Raw genomic sequence first — 21,124 nt, forward strand, 5'->3', positions numbered from 1 at the left:
ACAGATAGTTGGGGTTTTGGGGTTTTAGTGGAAATTTCCCTGATAACTGATAACTGATAACTGATAACTGAAAATGCACGAACTAGGAATCACCCAAAATATTATCGAACTTGCCTTAGAACATTCCCGAGGAATGAAAGTTAAGCGCGTGGTGTTAGAGATTGGTAAACTAACGGCAATTATGCCAGAATCGATCGCTTTTTGTTTTGATACCTGTTGTCAAGGTACTAATATAGAGGGGGCAATGTTAGAGATTCTGGAAATTTCTGGTTTAGGACAGTGCCAAGATTGCGGAAATGAGCTAGAACTAGAATATCCCTACGGAATCTGCGATCGATGTGGTAGTCGCAATATAATCATTTTACAGGGACAAGAATTAAATCTCAAATCGTTGGAGACAGAATCCTTATGTGTATAACCTGTGGTTGTTCTGATAACTCGGAAGTAACGGTAACTAATCCGCAAACGGGAACCCATGAACATATTTTAGCCGATGGTACTGTTATTAGTCATAGCCATCACGATCACGATCATGAACATCCCCATCATCCCGCAGAAATTCACGCTCAAATTCATGGTAACATTCTCCAAGTTGAGCAAAATCTGCTGGCAAAAAATAATCTGTTAGCGGCACAAAATCGCGGTTGGTTGAAGGGTAGAAAAACTGTTGCCCTTAATCTGGTTTCTTCCCCCGGTTCGGGAAAAACTACCCTGTTAACTCGCACAATTGCCGATTTAAAAACCGCTATTCCTATCAGTGTGATTGAGGGAGATCAAGCTACAGCTAATGATGCTCAAAAAATTAGTGAAACCGGTTGTCAGGTTATCCAAATTAACACCGGAACAGGTTGTCATTTAGAAGCATCAATGGTAGAGAGAGGATTAATCGAACTCGATCCACCGATGAATTCTTTAGTCATGATTGAAAATGTCGGTAATCTAGTTTGTCCTGCTTTATTTGATTTAGGAGAAAATGCCAAAGTCGTCATTCTTTCCGTCACCGAAGGAGAAGATAAACCGATTAAATATCCCTATATGTTCCACGCTTCTCAAGTCATGATCTTGACAAAAATAGACCTACTACCCTACGTTAATTTTAACCTTGATCGCTGTTTAGATTACGCCTATCAAGTTAATCCCAATTTGAAAGTTTTTCAAGTTTCCGCTACCACAGGAGAAGGTTTAGATGCTTGGTACAGTTGGTTAAAATCGCTGGTTTAAGTTAAGCAGTAACACACCCAAAAAGTTCAGTCTAACCGAAAGAAAAATGACCCTAGCACTTGATCAAAATATTTATAATCAACTGTTGACTAAATTTCAACCCAAGATTATTGAAAATGAGGAAGAATAAGTAGCCTATACTCAACGGATTTAGTCTTATTTGCATAAGACTCCTAAGGGTGTGCAGGTACATGATGCGAAGCTAGTAGCAGCCGTGTGCATTCATGACCCTACACCTATTAGGACTTTCGTCAGGTGCTAACAATAAAGCTGACTTTTAGGCAAAAACGCGAGCATCCCGAGGACGAACATAAACTTGTTCCCCGACCTTGAGATGCAATTGATCCAGTTGTTCTCGATTCAGATGGGCAATCAGGAGAGAGCGATCGGGTAGAATTAATTCCACATCGATGGCCCAACCCAGATGGATAATGCGCTCGACTTTTGCCGCAATACTAGACCCATTGGGAGAAGAGAGAATTTCCAGGTCGTGGGGACGAATAAAAATCTTGACTCCGTTAGTACCCCCTCCGAGCTGCTCGAATAGTGCAGCCGAGGTCGGTGGTAAAACATTCACCCGGCCGATAAAACTCATCACAAAAGGAGAGGCAGGATGATCGTACACCTGATCGGGAGTCCCCACCTGTTCGATTTTACCCTCATTAAAAATTACGATCTCGTCGGCCACTTCCATGGCTTCCTCTTGGTCGTGGGTGACAAAAACACTGGTGACATGGACCTCCTCGTGTAACTGCCGCAACCAAACCCGCAGCTCTTTTCTAACTTTGGCATCCAAGGCCCCAAAAGGCTCATCTAATAATAATACTTCCGGTTCCACCGCTAAAGCCCGGGCCAGGGCAACCCGTTGACGTTGACCCCCAGATAGTTGGGCCGGATAGCGATCGCCCAATCCCTGCAATTGAATTAAACTCAAGAGACTGTCCACTCGTTTTTGAATGTAGTCGGGGGCAGCTTTGCGAATATTTAAACCGAAAGCGATATTCTGACGCACCGTCAGATGTTTAAAAAGCGCATAATGCTGAAAAACAAAGCCAATATTCCTTTTTCTGACATTTAAATTGGTTGTATCTTTGCCGTTGATGATAATTTTGCCTGTGTCTGGGGGTTCTAATCCTGCGATCGCTCTCAGGAGAGTGGTTTTTCCCGAACCGGACGGTCCCAGCAGTGCCACCAGACGATTCGATTTGATCTCTAGGTTGATGTTGTCTAAAGCGGTAAAGGTGCCGAATTGTTTCGATACCTGCTCGATGATGATACTCACGGTGGTTAATCCTCTGGCAAAAAATGTATAGGGTTTGACCGTATTTTAACCATGATTTAATCTCAATCGTATTAAAATACACTTACATTTTACAAGATAGCAAGAAAATTAAGTTTCGATTCGGGAGATTACTGGTTGTAAACAGAGACTAAAAAGATTAAACAGCGATAAAAGCTTAATATTACTTTTTTTCGCTCTTTTAGTCGGTTCTAAAGGCTTAATTAATCAATTTTGTCTCTTAACCACCAGAAACGCACCGGAGAAAAGAGACAACTGAGGCAAAAATGGACTATTCTTTATTGACAATATTTAGCTTTTTTATCGGAATTGTCGTGGGATTAACGGGAATTGGCGGTTCATCCTTGATTACACCCCTATTAATCTTTGTATTTCAGGTTCCCGCTACCACCGCAGTGGGTTCCGATGTGGTCGCGGCCGGGTTGATGAAAGTGGTCGGCACCGTTCGTCACTGGCAACAGCAAACGATCGAGTTAGAAGTGGTAAAATGGCTAGTAATTGGCAGTGTACCCGGTTCTCTGTTAGGATTAGTCGGTTTTCGCTATTTTCAGCAGAATAGCTCTCTCAATCTCGATCAATGGTTGCCTCCTATCATCGGTCTTGTCTTGATGATCGTGACTGTCCTAGCGGCCCTGGAACTACTAATCTCCTTATTTTTTCCCGATTTGTCCCCTTGGTCCTGGCCAAAATTAGATTTAACCACTCGCTCTGGTCAGATAAAAACAACGATATTAGGGGCAGTTTTAGGCTATTTGGTCGGTTTAACCAGTATTTCCAGTGGTTCCTTATTTGCATTGGTCTTGATGACCTTTTTTCAGCTTGATTCTCGCAAATTAGTCGGTACAGATCTATCGCAAGCGTCCATCCTCTTAACCTGTACTTCCATCGGTCATCTGGGATTAGGAACGGTAGATTGGAATCTGGTACTTCCCATCTGGTTGGGTGGGATACCGGGGGTAGTAGTGGGAGCAAGATTATCGGAATATTTGCCCAAAAATGCCCTAAAAATACTGCTTTATACTGTTCTAGTCACGGTCAGTTGGCGCTTACTTCAACCCACCTAATCCCCAGAGTTCACTCGAAAGTCATCATACTACCGATCAACAGATCGGGACTGGTGGCGACAAAATAGATAATTCCCGCACCGAGAATAACGATCGCTAAACTAAATAGTAGCACCCATCGATCGGCTGGTTCGTAGGTATCTTCATCTATATCTCGTCTGACTGTAAAATAATGGGCTGTGGTCAAAAATACGGTCAATAAACCCACTAAAGCAAACATTAAGCCTAATTTCCACCCATAACCGGGCCGGGGAACCAGAGGAGGATGAAAGGCCCGTAAACGCAGGATAACCATACCAAAACCCATTAATGCGATCGCTGTTCGCATCCAAGACAGATAGGTGCGTTCATTGGCCAGATGATCGCGGACTCGATTGGGATTGACTTTTTTCGGTTTAATGCTGGTCTTGCTTTCCGTCACTGGCGATTTGAGAAAAAATAACATGATCGAGATGACTAGGGGTCCGTTTCAAGTTGATCGCTTGATAAGATGATGTTATTCTATGGCACTTGAGTTATAGATGGTATGGAAAAAATCTAAAATCTCTTTTTAGATGTATTTGTATTGAATCAAAAATTAAATAGATTCTGCTTGTTGCTGGAAAAGCGCCCATCCATAGCTTAAGGATAAGGCCAAGACAGCCAGGGGAAGACTTTCCTTGATCATAAACACACCCAAACCGATCAACACACAGGGGACAAAGTGGCTGCCGTGACTGGTAATTAAATTAGCGATCGCCGGTAATTGGGTTAACTGATGAGCAGTAAAACACCAAACACCCACCAAGATCAGAAAAACGCTGACGATAGTAACTAAATTTGGCCAGGTATTACTAGCGAACAGCGGCAGATAAATCCCTATATTATCACTGCCATTGGCGATGGTAATTGCCGCCACAGCACCGGTTTGAGGGGAAAACCAGGCCAGCAAAGGAGAAGACGGTGCTGATTCTACAGCCATCTCCACATTATTATCCGTCTCGGTTTCTTCTCGCTGCCAGAGACTCCGAATCCCGAAAATCACTGGCAAAAGACCGAGAAAACGAATCCACTGAGCCGGAATCAAGAAACTCCCGAAAAAGCCGGTTAAACTCGCCAAAATCAGCAGGATAAAGCCTAAATACTGACCGATAACGATATGACGACGGCGAAAAAGTTTATTGACCTGGGTAAAAAGAATCGTCAAAATCAGGATGTCATCGAGATTAGTGGCAATAAAGGCCGCTATTGCTGTGGATATGGCAGTAATCATGGTAGTCATAGGATTTTTTTCTTAATCGGCTCTTCTGATCTCGATCGCCCTACTTCTACTCTAGAAAGAGCCATTAATAAAATCAAATATTCTTTCTTGTTGATTTAATAAATTAAAATGATGGAAAGACCAATAGAGACAAAAAACCCCTTGCCATGGCCAGAATGACCCTAGATCAACTGGAAATCTTTCTCGCGACTGCTGAACATCTCCACTTCACCAAAGCAGCAGAAGCTTTATATATCACCCAACCGGCCGTCAGTGCCGCCATTGCCTCCCTAGAAAATGAATACGGGGTGAAATTATTCCATCGCGTCGGTCGTCACATCGAGATCACGGAAACAGGACTTTTATTGCAATTAGAAGCGCAACGCATTCTCACCCAGGTGACTTTGACAGAAAGGGGATTGGCGGAATTCAACGACTTGCAACGGGGAGAACTACAATTAGGATCGAGTTTGACTATTGGTAACTATTGGCTCCCGGCAAAAATTAGCGATTTTCAGGAGCGCTATCCGGCAATTAAGATCAACTGCACCCTAGCTAATACGGAAGAAATCTGTCTGGGTACGGCTAACGGACGTTTTGACCTAGCATTAATCGAGGGAGAAGTCAAGAGTGATTTAACAAATTGTTTAGAACAGGAGATCGTCGGCAGCGATCGCCTATTAATTATTGTCGGACGTTCTCATCCTTGGTATAAAAGAGAAGCGATCGAATTACCCGAATTAGTGGAAACCCCTTGGGTAATGCGAGAATCGGGATCGGGAACTCAACAAAGATTCGAGGAAGCGTTACAGAATTGGGGCATCGATTTACGGACATTAAAGGTGACTTTGCTGTTAAATACGGGAGAAATGGTGAAAGCAATCATCGAGAATAGTTCGGCAGCTGCTGGGATTTCCGAATTGATGGTTCAAAAGGAATTAGAATTAGGCACATTGCGATCGATTCGAGTCATCGATACTTCCGGTTTATCCCCTCGCTATCTCGAATTTATGCGCCCTTTTTTAAAAATAAAACACCGTCAGCGCTTTCAACCCCGCGTCTGTAAAGTTTTCGAGCAGATGTTGTAATCTGATAGCAATCACCAAAAATTAACCGGAGAGAAAATAAAGCTATGTAACGGAAATTATCTTTGGCAAAAAAGAGAGATTAGGTATAGACCTCGACCTAATATTATCTCAGGCAATTGGGGTTCGCATATGAGCCAGAAGCTATAATTAATAACGTTTCCACCGATAGGAAAAAACAACTAAGTTTCTCCTGTCTGTGGAGATTCTAGATAGATAGTTTGATCTTCAAAAAGACGAAAATGGTATGAACACAAATCACAACCAGAGTTATGGCCGGTTGAAATGGAAAGCGGTGTCGGCGCGGGAGGCCCAGCACCTGAACGAGCAGGGAGTTTCATCGTCAATCCCGCAGGGGCCGAAATTCCTTAAAGAGCTGCCCCCCAATAGCGCGGTGTACGAGCCGAAGCAGCCGATCACAAAGAAACTTAAAAAGCTCATCGACGATTACGCCTATGGGGGAGCCTTCCAGAGCGCGATCTGGACAGTAAGTCAACAGCGCATCCCTGAACTTGATAAGATACACAACCTCTACCAGTTTTACTATTACATCGATGCCCTGGTAACGTGGATCCCTGGGTTGCGGGTCTGGGAATGGCAGGGCGACATTTACCACGAACGCACAGATTATCTCCGCCTCACGCAGTTCTATTACTACTTCAATCAGCCCGAACTCGTCTCCCTGCAAAGCCCCATCGCTCCCTTTACCGGCGAGGCTCTCACACCGCTATCCCTCTGGCTTCGAGAATTCGCGGTCGAATCGGGGGAATTTCTCGACACACCCGAATCGGCCAAGTATCTCGTAACCTATAAGTTCGGGCCAGAATATACCTACCAGGACTACAATGGGGGCGAAAACGGGATCGAGAACTACAAAACATTTAACGAGTGGTTTTCCAGGACTTTCAAGGATATCGATCGACAGCGGCCGGTCGCCCAGCCAGACGATCCTCGGATTATCGTCTTCCCAGCCGAGTCCACTTTCGTCGGCCAATGGACTATCACCACTCCGGCGGGCGAGCCGATGCCCGCAGAGTCCTCAATCGTGGTCAAGCACGTCGAATGGCCTATCCCAGAACTGTTAAAGGGTTCCAAGTATGCCCACGATTTCGAGGGCGGCATTTTCGTCCACAGCTTTCTCGATGTCTTTGACTATCACCGGCAGCACGCCCCGGCAGCGGGCAGGATAATTGAGGCCAAATTTATCCCTGGACAGGTTTACCTGGATGTCCAACTTGATCTACTCGATGCTGAGGGACGTGCCGATGAAAACTCATCCTTGGCCAACCTGGCCATGCCGCACCGTTATCTGGATGCACAGGATGCCACCGACTATCAGTTTGTGCAGTGCCGTGGGCTTTTTGTCCTGGAAACCGCTATCGGCAAGATCGCCGTGCTGCCCATTGGAATGGCACAAGTATCGTCCGTTGTGTTCGTCAAACCAGGGACGCAAGAACTTATCCGTCTTACCCAACAGGAAAAGAAGGGGCGATCTTATGACCAGCAGGTGGCACTGATCAACGAGAAGGTGCGCCAGGAGGTAGTGGGGAAAACGGTGTCCAAGGGCGAGATGATCTCGAGTTTCCTCTTCGGCGGCTCCGACATCGTGATGGTATTCGAGCGTCAGTCCAACGTCAACATCACGGCTACGGTAGGTGTTCACTATCCGGTGCGGAGTCAGTACGCCTATTCAAATATCGCCAAGCTGCTGTCGTTTTGAATGATGGGTTGAAGCAAAGGTTCTTCGAGTGCCTGGTTCACATCCAGGCGCAGAATTCCGACCCTTTCCAGGGGATGAAAATTAAAATAAAGCCTTTGTGATTTCAAGCTACCTACAAGAGCGGCGATCACACTAAATCACTAAGGTGCTTTCCCCCTCGTCGATTAGTTGCGTGGTCAATGAAGGGTTCGCAGGCAGGCACGGATTCCCATTATACAAAAAGTATATGTCAAGTCTCCGATTTTGTCAAGGGTTTTGGCCAAAAAAAATCGCCTCTGGGAGGCGGAGGTGAAAGGTATCACCCCAGAGAAATAATTAAACGCCAAAAGACTTACCACAGCCACAGGTTTGACTGGCGTTGGGATTAGTGAATTGGAAACCACCGCCGATCATCGCGTTGCTGTAATCTAACATGAGACCGTAGAGATAGAGCAGACTTTTTTTATCAGAGACAATTTTAAAGCCATCGTAATCGAAAACCTCATCTTGGGGGCCAATATTGCTAGGATGCTCAAAATCCATCATATAGGACATTCCCGAACAACCACCCTGACGCACACCCACGCGCAGACATAAATCCTTGCCCTGTTGCTCTTTGAGCATGGTAAGGTGTTTGAGGGCAGCCTCACTGAGTAAAATTCCTTTTCCTTGAATCTGAGTAGCTTGTGTCATCTTTAGCAGGAACTCCTAAACGCAGTTGAAGGGGACATATAAAACTTTACCTTCTCCTATCCATCTTAACGATAGTTGAGGGCTGATGACTGGATTACTGTTTACTTTTCCCAGCCTCGCAGGATTTGTAAGGCAAAAAAAGCAAAAAACTGGGATTATTAATTAAATAGGGTTGCCAGGGACGACTAGGTTCTTGAAACAAACCCTAGAGCCATTATCAGCCGATTTTCATCACCCAACGGGGTGCTTGAGACAATTCACCTTCCCTGGGGGGAGGAAAATCAAATCAGGACAGCGCTGCTTTGAGGATGCCGAAAAAGCAGCCGGAAAATATCAAAAGAAATTTACTTTTCTAAGCGGAGATTAGCACCACTGCTATCGGTGCGATAAACCCAAGTTTTTTGCTTATCAGTCAGAATAATTCGCCATCCTTTCACCAGTGCTTGAGTACAGAATTCTCCCGGGTTAGCTAATCCTAAACAACCATCGGGCCAGGTTTGTGGTTGTGCTGCTTGAATTTGCAAGCGATTAACGGATATATTGGTTTTCCGACTCAAATCTTGACGGGCAGCCGCGATGACTGAATTAGGTGGCTCAGGAGATGCTAAACTGGGTTGCGCTAAGAGGAGAGAAAGCAGACTCATTAGCATTAGAGTGCCAGTTGCTCCCTGAATAATTCTCGTTTTACCGATTTCTACTTGCTGGCTCTGGCTAAAATTTTTTCTAGATATCATCTTGAGTGCTGCCTCTTTCCGGGGGTGATAGTCTGAGCAAATTTTCCTTTTTATTATCAGTGTAACCGATACTATGTTCCCTCTCTGGTTTTCGAGTAGAAGCAGCAGTCACTCTCGGTTTTCGTTGTCATCTCCTGAAGACTTCCGTCTCTTTAAGTGGCGATGGCGATTAAAATAGATGAGGATGAACTATCTTAGATGGATGGGCTTATGTTATCTTTTTTCCTCCGTTGGTTGATTACCGCCGTCTCTTTATTGATTACAGCGCGAATAGTACCAGGTATAGAAATTAAAGATTTTACCGTGGCTTTGATAGCTGCTGTCGCTTTGGGTTTAATTAATGCTATTATTAGACCCCTGTTGATTCTTTTTACCCTGCCTTTAACTATTTTAACCCTAGGGTTATTTATTTTTGTGGTCAATGCCATTTCCTTTTCTTTAGCCTCCTATTTTATCCGTGGCTTTGAGGTAAAATCATTTTTTGCCGCTTTATTCGGTTCGATCGTGGTTTCGATCATTTCAGGAGTTTTAAATGGCATTTTCGTTGACTAAAGTGGGCAATAATTCGGTTGTTTAAAACAGCTTGGCTTACTCTCATTGATTAATTTCTGATCTAGAGACGTTGATTATAGCAACGTCTCTCTATTTTTTGGAGATGAGGAAATCTCTACTGATTTGCTGTGGCTTTTGTCGTTAAAAATCAGGAAAATTTAATCCCAAGATTTCCATCTCAAGCAGCCAGACCAAGTTCAATTACTGTTAAAATAACTGGAATTGTTGAGCTAAGTTTAAATAATCTCAAGTCAGTTTTTCTCGATTCTCCTACACCTTACACCCTGATCACTAAAAATCGATGAACCAATTAAACTTAGAAGTTGCGGGAAAAAAAGAACGTTTAGATGCTTGGATGGGGTCACAATTGCCCGATTTATCGAGATCGAGACTGCAAAAACTGATAGAACAGGGATATATACAGTTAAACGGTCAAATTTGCACTAATAAAAATACTAAAGTTGGTCAAGGTGATCACTTAAAGATTACCATTCCCGACAGTCAACCCCTCGAATTAACCGCCGAGGCGATCGATCTTGATATTCTTTACGAAGACGAATATCTGATTATTATCAATAAACCTGCCGATTTAGTGGTTCATCCGGCCCCCGGTCACGAATCGGGAACCTTGGTCAACGCTTTACTACATCACTGCCCAAATTTAGCCGGAATTGGTGGAATTCAACGCCCTGGTATAGTTCACCGCTTAGATAAGGATACCACGGGCGCGATCGTTATTGCCAAAACCGACCAGGCCCATCAACACCTACAGGCACAATTAAAAACCAAAACTGCCCGCCGGGAATACATGGCCCTCGTCCACGGTGTCCCCAAAAGCGAAACAGGTACAATTGATCTGCCGATCGGTCGTCACCGCAGTGATCGCCAAAAGATGGCTATTATTGCCGTGGAAAAAGGCGGTAGAAATGCCGTCACCCACTGGCAAGTCAAGGAAAGACTAGGCAACTACACCTTAATGGAATTTCGCCTAGAAACTGGCAGAACTCATCAAATTCGCGTTCATAGCAGCCATATCGGTCATCCGATTCTTGGGGATCCCCTCTATAGTTCCGGTCGTTCCATCGGGATTAATCTACCCGGGCAATTACTCCACGCCTATCGTTTAATCTTAATACATCCGGTCACGGGGGAGAGCCTAGAAGCGATCGCTCCCTTACCCGCTATTTTCCCGAAAGTTTTAGCTATTTTACGGCAGAGAAACCCCTAGCGCACAAATTGCGGCATAATCTCCGCTGCGGTCCATAATCCGTAGATACCGCGACGATGCAGGGAAACCCCCGCTTTCAGATAACCAAAAGCTGGCCCGCAGACATTAGCCGCCATACTGGTTTCATCACCTAAGGTGAAGGTATGGGTGGAAATTTTGCCTTCAAAAGTCCGCCCCGTGACCTTAACATTGGTACTTAAAGGCTTTTTCGGGTTGCGCGTATCCACCACACCCCCGACGGAAACGCGATCACGTCCACAAATTCCAGCCAATTCCAGCATAATATCGTCTGCGTGTTCCATATTTTCGAGGCTGAGAATGCCATTGGTTTTATTTAACAGCATTTCCACTTCCGCATCACTCATCTGGTGGGCTGTTTCTGGGTCGTAACCGGGTAAATGGGCGATATCTTCGCGAATAGTGGCACGATAAGCCTCCCAGTTGGCAATTCCCACGCCAAAGGTAATTTTAACGCTATGAATCTCTGCATAACTCTGGGCAGCTAGGGCAGCAGCCGCAGTTAACAGTCCGGGGGTAGCACCGCAGCCGGTCATATAGGTGATGCCGGCGGCTTCTAGGTCTGTTTGTAGTGCTAGGATTTGTTCCATGGCGCTGGTACGCTTGAGAGCATCGACTAAAACCCCGCGCCAACCTAAGCGAATGAAGGTTTTAGCGATATCGGCCATGAAATTGTTAGGTAAATTCGGTAAGGCGAGAAAATAGCCTTCTACGTCGGCAGTTTTGATTAATTCCTCGATACTGTTCTCGCTGAGACTGCCGTAATTCTCCAGATAACCGATGGAACCCCGGTCATGATAAATTTTGTTACAGGTATTGACATCTAGACCGTCTTTGTGGTATGCAAAACCAGCTTTATCGGCGGCGGCAGTCCAGAGCATTTCCTGTTTGGGGGCGAGAATTCTAGCGGCGGCCTGTCCCAAACCACCAAAACCTAAAACACCGATCCGAAGGCGATCGCTGGCTGTTTGTTTATTCATATCTGTTCTGATTCCTATAGACAAAATTCTATGATCTCGGCGGTCGTGGTTCGCCGTTGCATCTCCTTTATTTTCAATTTATCGCTTCAGGTCGTCTTTTTTGTGTAGTTTTGTGAAATTATGCCCTCCGGGGACAGGTTCGCCCTTGACGGTAAAGAAAAGTTACGCGAAACTGACAAAAAATGAAAGTGGTTAGGTGACGTAATATAAAGTTTTGCTAAAATTTTAACCAGATTGCTACGATTAGCAAACTATCGTAAATTAAAACGATAGGGAGCTTTGCAAACCCCAGATCACGCCGAGAAGAGCTATGAGCATGGAAAGCCTAGAGTTTATTATCTATCCCGATGGTCGCGTCATGGAAAAGGTGACAGGCATAGTCGGTTCATCTTGTCAAGAGGTGACGGCGGCGATCGAGGCACAACTCGGGCAGCTGATGTCTCAAGAGAAAACCTCGGATTATTACCATCAAACCGTCAGCCAGTCAGAGAAAGTCAGCAACGCAGCCACTTTTAGCGACTGGTAATTTTTCATCTTTCCCAATCCCTTTATTTAAGCCACTGAAAAACCATGTCACACTTTAGCAATATCAAAACCAAAATCCGCGATCTATCCTACCTAAAAGCCGCCCTCAGCGATATGGGGATGGAATGGAAAGAGGGTTCCCACCCCGTCAAAGGTTATCAAGGTCAAACTTTAACCGCAGAGGTGGTAATCGAGCAAGATAACAATTACGATATCGGGTTTCGCTGGAATGGTAACGAGTACGAGTTAGTTGCCGATTTGCAATACTGGCAACAACCCCTAACCGTAGAAGGATTTTTAAGAAAAGTAAATCAAGGTTATGCCTACCACACCATCCTGGCAGAAACTGCTAAACAGGGTTTTCAGGTGGCAGCACAGGAAAAAAATACTGATGGTTCTATTCGTCTAGTGGTACAACGTTGGAGCGCCTAATGGCTGATTTTTCTCCCGAACGCTCTGGTTTTGAACCAGAGTTAGGGGGATTCCTAAGAGATTCCCCTGATCGCACTGGTTTTGAACCCGAATTGGGCGGTTTGCTGCGCCAGAAAGCGGTTTACGTCGATGAGGTCACTTGTATCGGTTGTAAACACTGCGCCCACGTTGCCCCCAATACCTTTTTTATTGAAGGCGAATACGGTCGCTCTCGCGTCTATAATCAGGACGGTGACGAAGAAGAAATTATTCAAGAAGCGATCGAGACTTGTCCAGTTAACTGTATTCACTGGGTTAATTATAATAATTTGCAATTCCTTGAGGAAGAACGCAAACATCAAGTGATTAAACAGTTAGGTTTTCCTCAGATTCACAAGAAATTTAGCCCCGCAGATTTAGATCTCTAGGGTGGATAGGTGCAGCCTCATCCACCCATTATTTCCTAGAAGTCATGGCAGCGGTTCTCGATCGAATCTGCTACAGTTCTTAAATAGACATCTCCAAAAATTATAACCCAGTCACAGCTTGCTTTTAGTTTATATACTAACTAAGCAGTTCGATGGCTGGAATGTATATCTATCGTTGCTAATTCAATTTTACTGAAAAAATATGAGGCAATTAAAATAATTTTTATTCGGATAGATTCCTTAACTAAAAAGACTTTTAGTCTTGAGATAATATTAGGTCGAGGTCTAATGAATATCCAACTGATTGATTCTCTCGCGCGAATAATTCTCTCTCTCTCCGAGGAAGAAAGAGAGTTACTGAATCGAAAAATTGAGAGCGAACAACGGGAAAATTTGCAGATTAACGCTCAAATTTTGGATTTAGAAACCCGTATCAAGCAATACGAAAATCAATATCGCATGAGTTCGGAAGAATTCTATCCTAGATTTCGTTCCGGTGAGCTAGGGGACGCTATGGATTATTTCGAGTGGAATGTTTATTATGAAATGCTATTGGCAGCTAGAAAAGAGATAAGTTTACGATCAAATTAGATGGAGATAGCCGATTATATTCGCAAGGTTAAACGGAAATTATCTGAGAGTTCGATTGTGAACTCTTTCACGATTGTCGATGAAAGAATTTTATTCGATCGAGGCTACTTCCGAGCGAGAGTCCTTTTAACGAACGGAGATTTTTTAGAAATTGCGGAGGCTTTTACCTCGATCGATCAACGCATCGTTACGATAAGCTATCGCTATCAATGGATGGACGCAAGCAAACAGAAGTTAAGAAAACGCTGGGATAACGTGGAACATTTTCCCGATTTACCGAATTTTCCCGATCATGTTCATGTAGGAGACGAGTTAAACGTTCAACCTGGGGAATCTAGAAATATTTTACAAATTATCACCGTAATCGAGCGCGAGATCGAGATTTTGTAAACCGAACGCCTTCTAGAGCGAATCCGCACCCTAAAACTCGCCGAATACCGAGGAAGTCGCGAGAATTATTCGGCAGTTCGCGGGGTAGGCTTCGGGTGGAGTGGTGGCGATCGGTCGAGAAATCTGTATAATGTTCCTAGGAGAGGGTTGTTATACGGAAGATTTCCATTCATGTTTCCCGTCGAGGGTGAGATATGAAAAAAATCCTTAAAAATACCTCTACAGGGGTTTTATACGGATTTTATCCGTATAATATATAGCACTGTTCTATCAGACTAGAAGGAAGAGAGATAGAAACCCCGTGGGAAAATTGCATCTAACAATTTGATCGCTGATCTTGGTCGAATTAGTTTATAGATTCACTCGCTTAAAGCACTCTTCTGTGTTGCAGTGCATTCGCTACCGTCCTAGTAGAACTCAAATGGTTCAGATTCTTGTCCGACAAAGGAGTCACTGTCCTAGACGGATGTAGAAAGTGCTGTAACGTTGCGGACTAACTTTTACAAATTCCCTCTAGCTGGAGAAATACGACAATGTTAAAAATTAAGAGTGGCTTGCTTTTTACTGCAATTTTCATGAGTCTAGGTTGTTACCCTGATAAAGTTTTAGCCCAACGTTTATCACAAGATCAATGTGCCTATTACCTTATGGAAATTGCAATGTATTTTGTGAATAATAGACCATCATCTACTTCTGCTCAGGATTGGGAAAATTGGCACAATGTTCAGAACACAACGCGAGAAAGATTCTTAAAGAAAAATCCAGAGTGTAAAGCAAATCAAGGGACAGGGAGCGTTAGTGAGTATCATAGACGACAGTCGCAACAGCAACAGTTGCAAATACAATCTGATTCCCAAAGGCGAGGACAACAACTACAACAATGGTGCTACCAAGGATATGCCGACGCTTGTAGGCAAATTGGTGATAGGGCTGGATACCGAAGTGCGAGGAGAAGAATTTGTAATCTAGCTAATTTAAAGTATGATGCAAGATCGGATTCATGCTACTGATTTTTCATCTTCAGATAAATTTTTGAGAAATTGACAGTTTGATCGAGCGATCTATCATATCGCGTGTTCCGTAATAAAACCCGACAACTTCGCATAAAATTAACGAGATGGGTGTTAGGTTTTGTGCCTCTACATTCATTAATAGTGCGATTGCGGCTCTGGTAACTATTGTAGAGTAGGAAGCATGAAAAGTAACGCGCCGACTTATCGGATTTTCCTTCGCTATAATAAACCTATCCCTCTCAAATAACCACAAGGATACAAATGCCAGCCATATCCATGTTTTACGGAATTATTATTTATATGTACTTCATGGATAATAAACAACACCATAAACCTCACATTCATGCTAAATATCAAAATTCGGAAGTCATTGTCGCCATTCCAGATGGAGAAATCCTTGAAGGAGCTATTCCTCATGCTAAAATGAAATTACTTTCCGCTTGGATCGAGATTCATCAAGATGAATTGATGGCTAACTGGGAACTCGCTATTTCAGGACAACAACTGTATAAGATTGAACCACTGAGATAAATCATGAATCCTAGAGTTAAAGAAGTTATCCCTTTGCCCAACTATCAATTACAACTCATATTTACTAATGAAGAAAAGAAAATTTATGATTGTTCACCACTGCTCGATTTTGGCATCTTTCAAGAACTTAAAAACAAGCAGTATTTTAATCAAGTAAAAATTTTAGATGGTACGGTAACTTGGCCGAACGAACAAGATATCTGTCCGGATACTCTCTATCTTGACTCCATTTCCCAAACCTAGAACAGTTTGATCGAGGAAACCCAACAACAAAAGTAACGCTCCCACTGATCAGATTTTCTTTCGCTACAGCCTTTCTCAGAAAGATGAGGTTAGTTATTGTTGCTAAAATATTTGATGAGTAAGGATTAGTCTGTACTTCATCTCTAGGAGAAAGAATGAGAAATTTTCTACTTACCCGGTGATTGCTGTGGGGAGGGAAAAGTTAGAGGCAATCGGGGCAAAATGATAAGTATTTTATATGCAAATACCTTCAATACTTAAAAATATTTAAATTTACAATTAGTAATATTTATTTTTACTCAAGAATTTATTGAGAATAATTTCTATTTATTTACGAGGTGGCAATACTTCCAGCGATTCTGGTATAATTTCGCATTATGCTATGGTGGAGTTTTCTGTGCTTTTTTGAAGTTCTCAAGTTCTAGCTTGCCTTGAAACCATTGCTAAATCTAGACTTTTCCTTTTAGCCAAACCAAACACTTCCGCTAATTCTCCCTTTTTTCCCGAACAACGTTGATCTAATTTTTGTGTAGTTTTGTTGCAAAGTCAAAATTTTTTTGACAAAATGCCCAAATTGTGGTGTGGACGAAATGACGGGATTTAGCATCACCTCTAGCTCCAGTGTTTCCTAAAACCAGAAATTTCGTACCTCACCCTTAAGATAACAGCTAAGTAGGGTTTGTTCAAAAAGGCCTAGGATGGGGTCAGGCAGAAGGCAGGAGTTTAAGGCTTTGTTGCTCTCCTTTTTTGTACCAGTTTGCCTACTACAAGAAGGATAATGCAAGGTTTTTGAAGGTCTCAATCTATTTTCTGGCACTAACATCGGATTTTAAAAGGTCAAAAGTCTGATTTTAAAAGGGTTCTACCATTATCTAGCAAGCCCTAATTACTATAGCGTTTCCTAAGCTAGTGAGGTACACCTATTTTCTTCCCTTTTGCCTTTTGCCCCTTGCCTTTTGCCTAAAACCCATAACTTTTGTACCTCAGCAGACTGAAAAACGCTATATCATAATGTTTCTTCTCAAAAAAAGAGGAGAAAAAAGCAAGTTCTGCCTTTCTCTCCTCCAGTCTAGCGATTAATTACATTGAAACAGTAGTAAGTAATCTTGAATTACTATTCACCGATTTAGTAAGCACCGTTATTTTTGGGAAAAACCACAACACCGATAGTTCTAAAGATTACCCAGATATCGGTTAACCAGTTACGCGAATTAACGTAATACACATCCATCTGCACCCGCATGGGATAGGGGATGTCATTACGTCCAGAAACTTGCCATAAACCAGTTAAACCGGGGCGAATAGTTAAAACTTTGTCGATGCGATTGCCATATTTCTGCAATTCTTCGGGAACTAAAGGCCGCGGACCGACGACGCTCATATCTCCGCGCAGGACGTTGAAGAATTGGGGAAACTCGTCTAAACTGGTTAAGCGGAGAAACTTGCCAATCCAAGTTATGCGGGGATCGTCCTTCAGCTTGAAATTATCCTCGAATTCCGCTCGCAGTTGGGGAGAGTCTTCCATCAGTCTCTCTAACACCTTATCCGCGTCCATTACCATAGTACGGAACTTGATACAGTTGAAATGCTGGAAGTTTTGACCGACGCGCTTCTGCATATAGAAGACCGGACCGGGGGAACTAATCGCGATCAATAAGGCTAAGATCAAATAAAGCGGCGAAAAGAAAATTAGAACCGATAGGGAGAAAACGATATCGAATAATCGTTTTGAGGTATCGCCGTCTAAAGCTATTAACCAAGATTTTTGATGCCGTCTACCAGAGACCGAAGGTTTGAACCCTCGCTTCATCAAAGCTTGTAGAGCCTTGACGGAGATAAGTTGGCTATTAGCAGTCATCTTACTCCTTCACATCACACACACCACACAGTACCTATGATAAAGCCACAAGACTGAAAAAACAAGTCTTCGGGCTAATAACTGGCACTGGTCATTTTAGAGCCTTTGTACTGAAAAATCTCTAATTAGGGTTTGCGGCAAAAAGTTTGTTGCTGGGGTTAGGAGTCAGTAGTTAGAATTCAGGAGTCGGTATTCAGGAGTCAGGAGATTATTTTTATTTATTCTCCCCGCTCTCATCCCCCTTACTCCCCGCTCCCCTGCTTCCCGCTTCCCTGCTCTCCTATACCTTTTAAACAGGATTTAGTAATACAGGACGGTTTTGAACCACCAAAAATTAATTATGCAAGAGGTTTAATAAAAAATAAAAGAGCATCATTTGCTGATGCTCTTGGTGACTGAATATTTAAGTAGTTACAGCTTTGATCCTAAGGACGAAGTATGATCTCGTGTGCGCTCGTCACCTGACTCGGAGAATTCTGGCTCCCGAAAACGAAAACTTTATACTTCATCATTTAAGATAAATCCCATACTTAGGCGGTGCGTTTTTTCATACTACCTAGTTCTCGAATGCCTAACCAACCGATCAAACTATAGGAAATCGATAGCAACATACTTTGAATACCAATTCTTAACCACTGTTTCAAAGCCTCCAAGTTGGCTTGGCTTTCTGCCTGTTTTCGCCGCTCTTGCAGCTGAGTTTGTAGCTGATTTTTGATCTCATCTAATTTCTGTTTAAATTCCTTCGGGCTTTTGGATAAATCGCGTAAATTAGTTAATTGCTCTCTTTGTTGACGGAGGGTCTGTAACTGTTCCGTGTTGATCGGTTGTCCTTGGAAACGACCAGTTTCAATCACTTGAGTTCTCTGAGAGATCTGCTGGTCTAATAGTTGGGGATTTTGCGATAGAGTATTTATCTGGGCTAAGAAAGCTTGAATTTGTCCCTCCCCCTGGTCAACACCCTGTTCAATTTGAGTCAAAGCGTTGTTTTTAATCTGGTTGATATTATTGATGTGAACGGGAATCATCAACAGAAAAACTAAACCTAACAGTGTAGAAAGAATAAAGATCGGCCAACGCAATTCAAAACGGGATTTTCTAGGAATGACATCTTTATTGTTAGCGTCAATCCAGTAAGCGATTAAAACGAGAATGATACCGAGGAGAGGGACAATTCCTCGATCAACAAAGGTGGTGACGAACCCTACCTGCCATTGGGATTGACTGAATTGATAGGGCAGCGGCAGGATAAACCCATCCAAAAGGAAGGAAATAATGAAAACCAATCCCGTTAATTTCAGGGACAAAGAAGTAAAACTGTTCATCGCTGTTTCTGTAATGGTATGTCAATGAATAGATTCATTAGTCTGTTTAAAAGTTCTCGCTGGGGATTCGTGGAAGGATTTTGCCGAGAGGCAATCTGACAAACTGCAATTTCTAATTAACTTTCGCTCAGCCCCCCCGCTAAACCCTACTTTAAATCGTTCTGCTTGTCAACCCCCTTCGAGAATCGACTCTAGAAATATTACCTCAATATGGCATCGGTAAACCTATCCCTGTCAAAGAATAAAATTTTCCCAAGCTCTCAGATGAGTCCTGAATGGTTAGCCTATAGTAAAGACAGCCCCCTGAGTTGATAACAAAACCCATGCAGAAATTGGTGGAAGTTTTAGCTGATAAACAAGCTCTGATCGCAAAATCTCTGGCGCTGGTTCTGGAAAAAATCACAACCAGCCTTGACCAACAGGACTATTTTACGATCGCTCTGTCCGGCGGTAGTACTCCGAAACCTCTCTACGAAGCCTTATCCTCTCAACCCCTCGATTGGTCAAAAATTCACGTTTTCTGGGGAGATGAACGCTACGTTAGTCCCGATCATCCTGACAGTAATCAACGCATGGCCCGGTTAGCATGGCTCGATCGCATACCGATCCCGGCCGCTAATATTCATCCTATGCCCACGGATGACCCCGATCCCCAGCTGGCCGCCCAAAAATACGATGATCATCTCCGCCAATGGTTTGGGGTCAATTCTCCCGATTTTCCCGTTTTTGACCTGATTTTATTGGGAATGGGCGATGATGGTCACACTGCCTCTCTCTTTCCCCACACGGCAGCTTTAACGGTCAGCGATCGCTGTATCACCGTCGGCGAGAAAGACGGCAATCCCCGCTTAACTTTTACCGTTCCCCTGATCAATCAGGCCCGTTGTGTGATCTTTATCGCTGCCGGCGAAAGTAAACGCCCCGCTCTACATGAGATTTTCTCTGCCTATGGTGACTCTTTCTCCTATCCTTCCCGTCTCATCCACCCCTCGGCCGGGGAATTATACTGGTTACTCGATGCGGCCGCCGGTTCCTCATTTGTCTAGAGAATAGGGGAATGGGAGAATAGGGGAGTGGGGGAGTGGGGGAATAGGGGAATAGGGGAATAGGGAAATTCAACTAAAACCCTAAAACCCCAACACCCCGAAACCCTAACACCCTAACACCCTAACACCCAACCCCTAATCTGCTTTTTTACTTTTTACTTTTTACTTTTTCCTTAAAAATGATCGTTTGTCCCAATTGCGAACATACTAACCCCGATGAGGCCAGTCAATGCGAGGCCTGTTACACTCCCTTGCCGCGGATGTCTTCCTGTCCTAGTTGTGGGGCAACCATCCAAACTGATGCCACCTTTTGCGGTCAGTGTGGCTACAATTTACAGCCTAATTCCGTTCCCATGGTGGCAGCCCAACCCGAATCGGAATCGGAACCTGAACCCGTCCCACCAGTCCCTACAGCCACCGTCGCCTCGATCGCACCTCCTCCTGTTGCCCCCCCACCGGTTCCGGCTGCCACCCGCTTACAGATGGAAATAGCTAGTCTGCATCACCTGCAAACCGATAGCAAAATTGAATTACCCCTACATCTATCGGTAATTCATATCGGCAAACCTAACGATCGCATTCCCCCCGATATCGATGTTTCCGGTTTTCCCGATTCTGATATCGTCTCCCGGGTTCATGCCGATATCCGCGTCGAAGGGGGCATCTATTACCTCGAAGACACCGGCAGCGCTAACGGAACCTACGTTAATCACACTCCCCTACCCCCCGGCAATCGTCATCGTCTCCGGGCTGGCGATCGCATTTCCCTCGGTAAAGGCGACAAAATGACTTTTATTTGGCAAATGTCTTAAAAGGAGACAGGTTTTAGGGTTTTAGGGTTTTAGGGTTTTAGTTGAATTCCCCCACTACCCCACTTCCCACTTCCCACTCCCCAATTCATAATTCATAATTCATAATTCCCACACCCCACACCCCACTTCCCCACTTCCCA

25 protein-coding genes and 1 pseudogene are annotated in these 21,124 nt (G+C 43.8%); 18 read left to right on the plus strand and 8 right to left on the minus strand.

The features are described from left to right. Positions 1-73 precede the first annotated feature (73 nt). The 3 genes and pseudogenes from IM475_RS09685 to IM475_RS22970 all read left to right on the plus strand — a co-directional run. Positions 74-418, plus strand: coding sequence for a hydrogenase maturation nickel metallochaperone HypA/HybF (locus IM475_RS09685; protein ID WP_002732104.1), 345 nt, complete (start codon positions 74-76; stop codon positions 416-418). Beyond that, positions 409-1,221, plus strand: a complete 813-nt coding sequence (gene hypB, locus IM475_RS09690) for a hydrogenase nickel incorporation protein HypB (protein ID WP_287727407.1) — start codon at positions 409-411, stop codon at positions 1,219-1,221. Before IM475_RS09685 ends, hypB begins: the two co-directional genes overlap by 10 nt. Before the next feature lie 46 nt (positions 1,222-1,267). After that, positions 1,268-1,348, plus strand: a pseudogene (locus IM475_RS22970) (transcriptional regulator); the annotation flags it as partial. 150 nt (positions 1,349-1,498) lie between these two features. Here IM475_RS22970 and IM475_RS09695 read toward each other — a convergent pair. After that, a complete protein-coding gene (locus IM475_RS09695) occupies positions 1,499-2,503 on the minus strand; it encodes a sulfate/molybdate ABC transporter ATP-binding protein (RefSeq protein ID WP_287727408.1) in 1,005 nt (334 codons plus the stop codon). Between the two features lie 284 nt (positions 2,504-2,787). Here IM475_RS09695 and IM475_RS09700 point away from each other — a divergent pair, with 284 nt between their 5' ends. After that, entirely contained in the window at positions 2,788-3,585 is a 798-nt protein-coding gene (locus IM475_RS09700; RefSeq protein ID WP_287727409.1) for a sulfite exporter TauE/SafE family protein, read from the plus strand. Between the two features lie 10 nt (positions 3,586-3,595). Here IM475_RS09700 and IM475_RS09705 read toward each other — a convergent pair whose 3' ends face one another. Both IM475_RS09705 and IM475_RS09710 read right to left on the minus strand, forming a co-directional pair. Beyond that, on the minus strand, positions 3,596-4,030 hold the full coding sequence (locus IM475_RS09705; RefSeq protein WP_002782490.1) for a YidH family protein: 435 nt from the start codon (positions 4,028-4,030) through the stop codon (positions 3,596-3,598). A 132-nt stretch (positions 4,031-4,162) separates the two neighbouring features. Further along, positions 4,163-4,846: a cadmium resistance transporter gene (locus IM475_RS09710; protein WP_287727410.1), complete on the minus strand. Its 684-nt coding sequence runs from the start codon at positions 4,844-4,846 to the stop codon at positions 4,163-4,165. A 146-nt stretch (positions 4,847-4,992) separates the two neighbouring features. Between IM475_RS09710 and IM475_RS09715 the strand changes: the two genes are divergently transcribed. Further along, complete coding sequence (locus tag IM475_RS09715; RefSeq protein ID WP_287727411.1) at positions 4,993-5,913, plus strand: LysR substrate-binding domain-containing protein; 921 nt, start codon at positions 4,993-4,995, stop codon at positions 5,911-5,913. A 244-nt stretch (positions 5,914-6,157) separates the two neighbouring features. Beyond that, positions 6,158-7,630, plus strand: coding sequence for a phosphatidylserine decarboxylase (locus IM475_RS09720; RefSeq protein WP_287727412.1), 1,473 nt, complete (start codon positions 6,158-6,160; stop codon positions 7,628-7,630). A gap of 315 nt (positions 7,631-7,945) precedes the next feature. Here the strand turns inward: IM475_RS09720 and IM475_RS09725 are convergent, their stop codons facing one another. Together IM475_RS09725 and IM475_RS09730 are read right to left on the minus strand one after the other, a co-directional pair. Further along, complete coding sequence (locus IM475_RS09725; RefSeq protein ID WP_002747572.1) at positions 7,946-8,302, minus strand: iron-sulfur cluster assembly accessory protein; 357 nt, start codon at positions 8,300-8,302, stop codon at positions 7,946-7,948. 344 nt (positions 8,303-8,646) lie between these two features. After that, positions 8,647-9,036, minus strand: a complete 390-nt coding sequence (locus IM475_RS09730; RefSeq protein WP_287660383.1) for a DUF8738 domain-containing protein — start codon at positions 9,034-9,036, stop codon at positions 8,647-8,649. A gap of 210 nt (positions 9,037-9,246) precedes the next feature. On the opposite strand from IM475_RS09730, the gene IM475_RS09735 reads away from it, so the two are divergent. Beyond that, positions 9,247-9,588, plus strand: a complete 342-nt coding sequence (locus IM475_RS09735; protein WP_002762655.1) for a phage holin family protein — start codon at positions 9,247-9,249, stop codon at positions 9,586-9,588. A 301-nt stretch (positions 9,589-9,889) separates the two neighbouring features. Further along, positions 9,890-10,816: an RluA family pseudouridine synthase gene (locus IM475_RS09740; protein WP_287727413.1), complete on the plus strand. Its 927-nt coding sequence runs from the start codon at positions 9,890-9,892 to the stop codon at positions 10,814-10,816. On the opposite strand, the gene bioU is transcribed toward IM475_RS09740, so the two are convergent. Further along, a complete protein-coding gene (gene bioU, locus IM475_RS09745) occupies positions 10,813-11,814 on the minus strand; it encodes a (S)-8-amino-7-oxononanoate synthase BioU (protein WP_287727414.1) in 1,002 nt (333 codons plus the stop codon). The genes IM475_RS09740 and bioU overlap by 4 nt on opposite strands. A gap of 310 nt (positions 11,815-12,124) precedes the next feature. Here bioU and IM475_RS09750 point away from each other — a divergent pair, with 310 nt between their 5' ends. From IM475_RS09750 to IM475_RS09785, 8 genes are all read left to right on the plus strand, one after another. Then, positions 12,125-12,340, plus strand: a complete 216-nt coding sequence (locus tag IM475_RS09750; protein ID WP_002752708.1) for a DUF2997 domain-containing protein — start codon at positions 12,125-12,127, stop codon at positions 12,338-12,340. A 44-nt stretch (positions 12,341-12,384) separates the two neighbouring features. Next, a complete protein-coding gene (locus tag IM475_RS09755; protein ID WP_002762644.1) occupies positions 12,385-12,771 on the plus strand; it encodes a DUF1257 domain-containing protein in 387 nt (128 codons plus the stop codon). After that, a complete protein-coding gene (locus IM475_RS09760) occupies positions 12,771-13,178 on the plus strand; it encodes a ferredoxin (protein WP_287660379.1) in 408 nt (135 codons plus the stop codon). The genes IM475_RS09755 and IM475_RS09760 overlap by 1 nt, the downstream gene beginning before the upstream one ends. 288 nt (positions 13,179-13,466) lie before the next feature. Further along, entirely contained in the window at positions 13,467-13,769 is a 303-nt protein-coding gene (locus IM475_RS09765) for a hypothetical protein (RefSeq protein WP_002801972.1), read from the plus strand. Beyond that, complete coding sequence (locus IM475_RS09770) at positions 13,770-14,159, plus strand: toxin-antitoxin system TumE family protein (protein ID WP_002794295.1); 390 nt, start codon at positions 13,770-13,772, stop codon at positions 14,157-14,159. A gap of 533 nt (positions 14,160-14,692) precedes the next feature. Continuing rightward, positions 14,693-15,169, plus strand: coding sequence for a hypothetical protein (locus IM475_RS09775; RefSeq protein WP_002794296.1), 477 nt, complete (start codon positions 14,693-14,695; stop codon positions 15,167-15,169). Between the two features lie 264 nt (positions 15,170-15,433). Continuing rightward, positions 15,434-15,703 (plus strand): DUF4160 domain-containing protein, encoded by a 270-nt coding sequence (locus IM475_RS09780; RefSeq protein WP_002773191.1) that lies wholly within the window; start codon positions 15,434-15,436, stop codon positions 15,701-15,703. A gap of 3 nt (positions 15,704-15,706) precedes the next feature. After that, the gene (locus IM475_RS09785) at positions 15,707-15,946 is read left to right on the plus strand and encodes a DUF2442 domain-containing protein (protein ID WP_002773190.1); all 240 of its coding nucleotides are present in this window, start codon (positions 15,707-15,709) and stop codon (positions 15,944-15,946) included. A gap of 1,126 nt (positions 15,947-17,072) precedes the next feature. Here the strand turns inward: IM475_RS09785 and IM475_RS09790 are convergent. Together IM475_RS09790 and IM475_RS09795 are read right to left on the minus strand one after the other, a co-directional pair. After that, positions 17,073-17,804 carry an undecaprenyl-phosphate galactose phosphotransferase family protein gene (locus IM475_RS09790; RefSeq protein WP_002804603.1) on the minus strand — a complete coding sequence of 244 codons (732 nt, stop codon included), beginning with the start codon at positions 17,802-17,804 and terminating at the stop codon, positions 17,073-17,075. A gap of 530 nt (positions 17,805-18,334) precedes the next feature. Further along, the gene (locus tag IM475_RS09795; RefSeq protein WP_287659555.1) at positions 18,335-19,126 is read right to left on the minus strand and encodes an HpsJ family protein; all 792 of its coding nucleotides are present in this window, start codon (positions 19,124-19,126) and stop codon (positions 18,335-18,337) included. Positions 19,127-19,449: 323 nt separating this feature from the next. On the opposite strand from IM475_RS09795, the gene pgl reads away from it, so the two are divergent. Both pgl and IM475_RS09805 read left to right on the plus strand, forming a co-directional pair. Further along, complete coding sequence (gene pgl / locus IM475_RS09800) at positions 19,450-20,172, plus strand: 6-phosphogluconolactonase (RefSeq protein ID WP_287659556.1); 723 nt, start codon at positions 19,450-19,452, stop codon at positions 20,170-20,172. A 179-nt stretch (positions 20,173-20,351) separates the two neighbouring features. Beyond that, complete coding sequence (locus tag IM475_RS09805) at positions 20,352-20,984, plus strand: double zinc ribbon and FHA domain-containing protein (protein ID WP_287659557.1); 633 nt, start codon at positions 20,352-20,354, stop codon at positions 20,982-20,984. The last annotated feature ends 140 nt before the right edge of the window (positions 20,985-21,124 follow it).

Source organism: Microcystis sp. M061S2, assembly GCF_020245605.1.
In the GTDB taxonomy this organism is placed as follows: domain Bacteria; phylum Cyanobacteriota; class Cyanobacteriia; order Cyanobacteriales; family Microcystaceae; genus Microcystis.

Excerpts from the sequence above, each read along its gene's own strand:
- IM475_RS09785 (WP_002773190.1), top strand. The coding sequence starts at position 15,707 with ATGAATCCTAGAGTTAAAGAAGTTATCCCTTTGCCCAACTATCAATTA.
- IM475_RS09720 (WP_287727412.1), top strand. The coding sequence starts at position 6,158 with ATGAACACAAATCACAACCAGAGTTATGGCCGGTTGAAATGGAAAGCG.
- bioU (WP_287727414.1), bottom strand. The coding sequence starts at position 11,814 with ATGAATAAACAAACAGCCAGCGATCGCCTTCGGATCGGTGTTTTAGGT.
- IM475_RS09760 (WP_287660379.1), top strand. The coding sequence starts at position 12,771 with ATGGCTGATTTTTCTCCCGAACGCTCTGGTTTTGAACCAGAGTTAGGG.
- IM475_RS09790 (WP_002804603.1), bottom strand. The coding sequence starts at position 17,804 with ATGACTGCTAATAGCCAACTTATCTCCGTCAAGGCTCTACAAGCTTTG.
- IM475_RS09735 (WP_002762655.1), top strand. The coding sequence starts at position 9,247 with ATGTTATCTTTTTTCCTCCGTTGGTTGATTACCGCCGTCTCTTTATTG.
- IM475_RS09725 (WP_002747572.1), bottom strand. The coding sequence starts at position 8,302 with ATGACACAAGCTACTCAGATTCAAGGAAAAGGAATTTTACTCAGTGAG.
- IM475_RS09685 (WP_002732104.1), top strand. The coding sequence starts at position 74 with ATGCACGAACTAGGAATCACCCAAAATATTATCGAACTTGCCTTAGAA.
- IM475_RS09765 (WP_002801972.1), top strand. The coding sequence starts at position 13,467 with ATGAATATCCAACTGATTGATTCTCTCGCGCGAATAATTCTCTCTCTC.
- IM475_RS09700 (WP_287727409.1), top strand. The coding sequence starts at position 2,788 with ATGGACTATTCTTTATTGACAATATTTAGCTTTTTTATCGGAATTGTC.
- pgl (WP_287659556.1), top strand. The coding sequence starts at position 19,450 with ATGCAGAAATTGGTGGAAGTTTTAGCTGATAAACAAGCTCTGATCGCA.
- IM475_RS09730 (WP_287660383.1), bottom strand. The coding sequence starts at position 9,036 with ATGATATCTAGAAAAAATTTTAGCCAGAGCCAGCAAGTAGAAATCGGT.
- IM475_RS09715 (WP_287727411.1), top strand. The coding sequence starts at position 4,993 with ATGGCCAGAATGACCCTAGATCAACTGGAAATCTTTCTCGCGACTGCT.
- IM475_RS09740 (WP_287727413.1), top strand. The coding sequence starts at position 9,890 with ATGAACCAATTAAACTTAGAAGTTGCGGGAAAAAAAGAACGTTTAGAT.
- IM475_RS09795 (WP_287659555.1), bottom strand. The coding sequence starts at position 19,126 with ATGAACAGTTTTACTTCTTTGTCCCTGAAATTAACGGGATTGGTTTTC.
- IM475_RS09705 (WP_002782490.1), bottom strand. The coding sequence starts at position 4,030 with ATGTTATTTTTTCTCAAATCGCCAGTGACGGAAAGCAAGACCAGCATT.
- hypB (WP_287727407.1), top strand. The coding sequence starts at position 409 with ATGTGTATAACCTGTGGTTGTTCTGATAACTCGGAAGTAACGGTAACT.
- IM475_RS09710 (WP_287727410.1), bottom strand. The coding sequence starts at position 4,846 with ATGACTACCATGATTACTGCCATATCCACAGCAATAGCGGCCTTTATT.
- IM475_RS09755 (WP_002762644.1), top strand. The coding sequence starts at position 12,385 with ATGTCACACTTTAGCAATATCAAAACCAAAATCCGCGATCTATCCTAC.
- IM475_RS09770 (WP_002794295.1), top strand. The coding sequence starts at position 13,770 with ATGGAGATAGCCGATTATATTCGCAAGGTTAAACGGAAATTATCTGAG.
- IM475_RS09805 (WP_287659557.1), top strand. The coding sequence starts at position 20,352 with ATGATCGTTTGTCCCAATTGCGAACATACTAACCCCGATGAGGCCAGT.
- IM475_RS09775 (WP_002794296.1), top strand. The coding sequence starts at position 14,693 with ATGTTAAAAATTAAGAGTGGCTTGCTTTTTACTGCAATTTTCATGAGT.
- IM475_RS09780 (WP_002773191.1), top strand. The coding sequence starts at position 15,434 with ATGCCAGCCATATCCATGTTTTACGGAATTATTATTTATATGTACTTC.
- IM475_RS09750 (WP_002752708.1), top strand. The coding sequence starts at position 12,125 with ATGAGCATGGAAAGCCTAGAGTTTATTATCTATCCCGATGGTCGCGTC.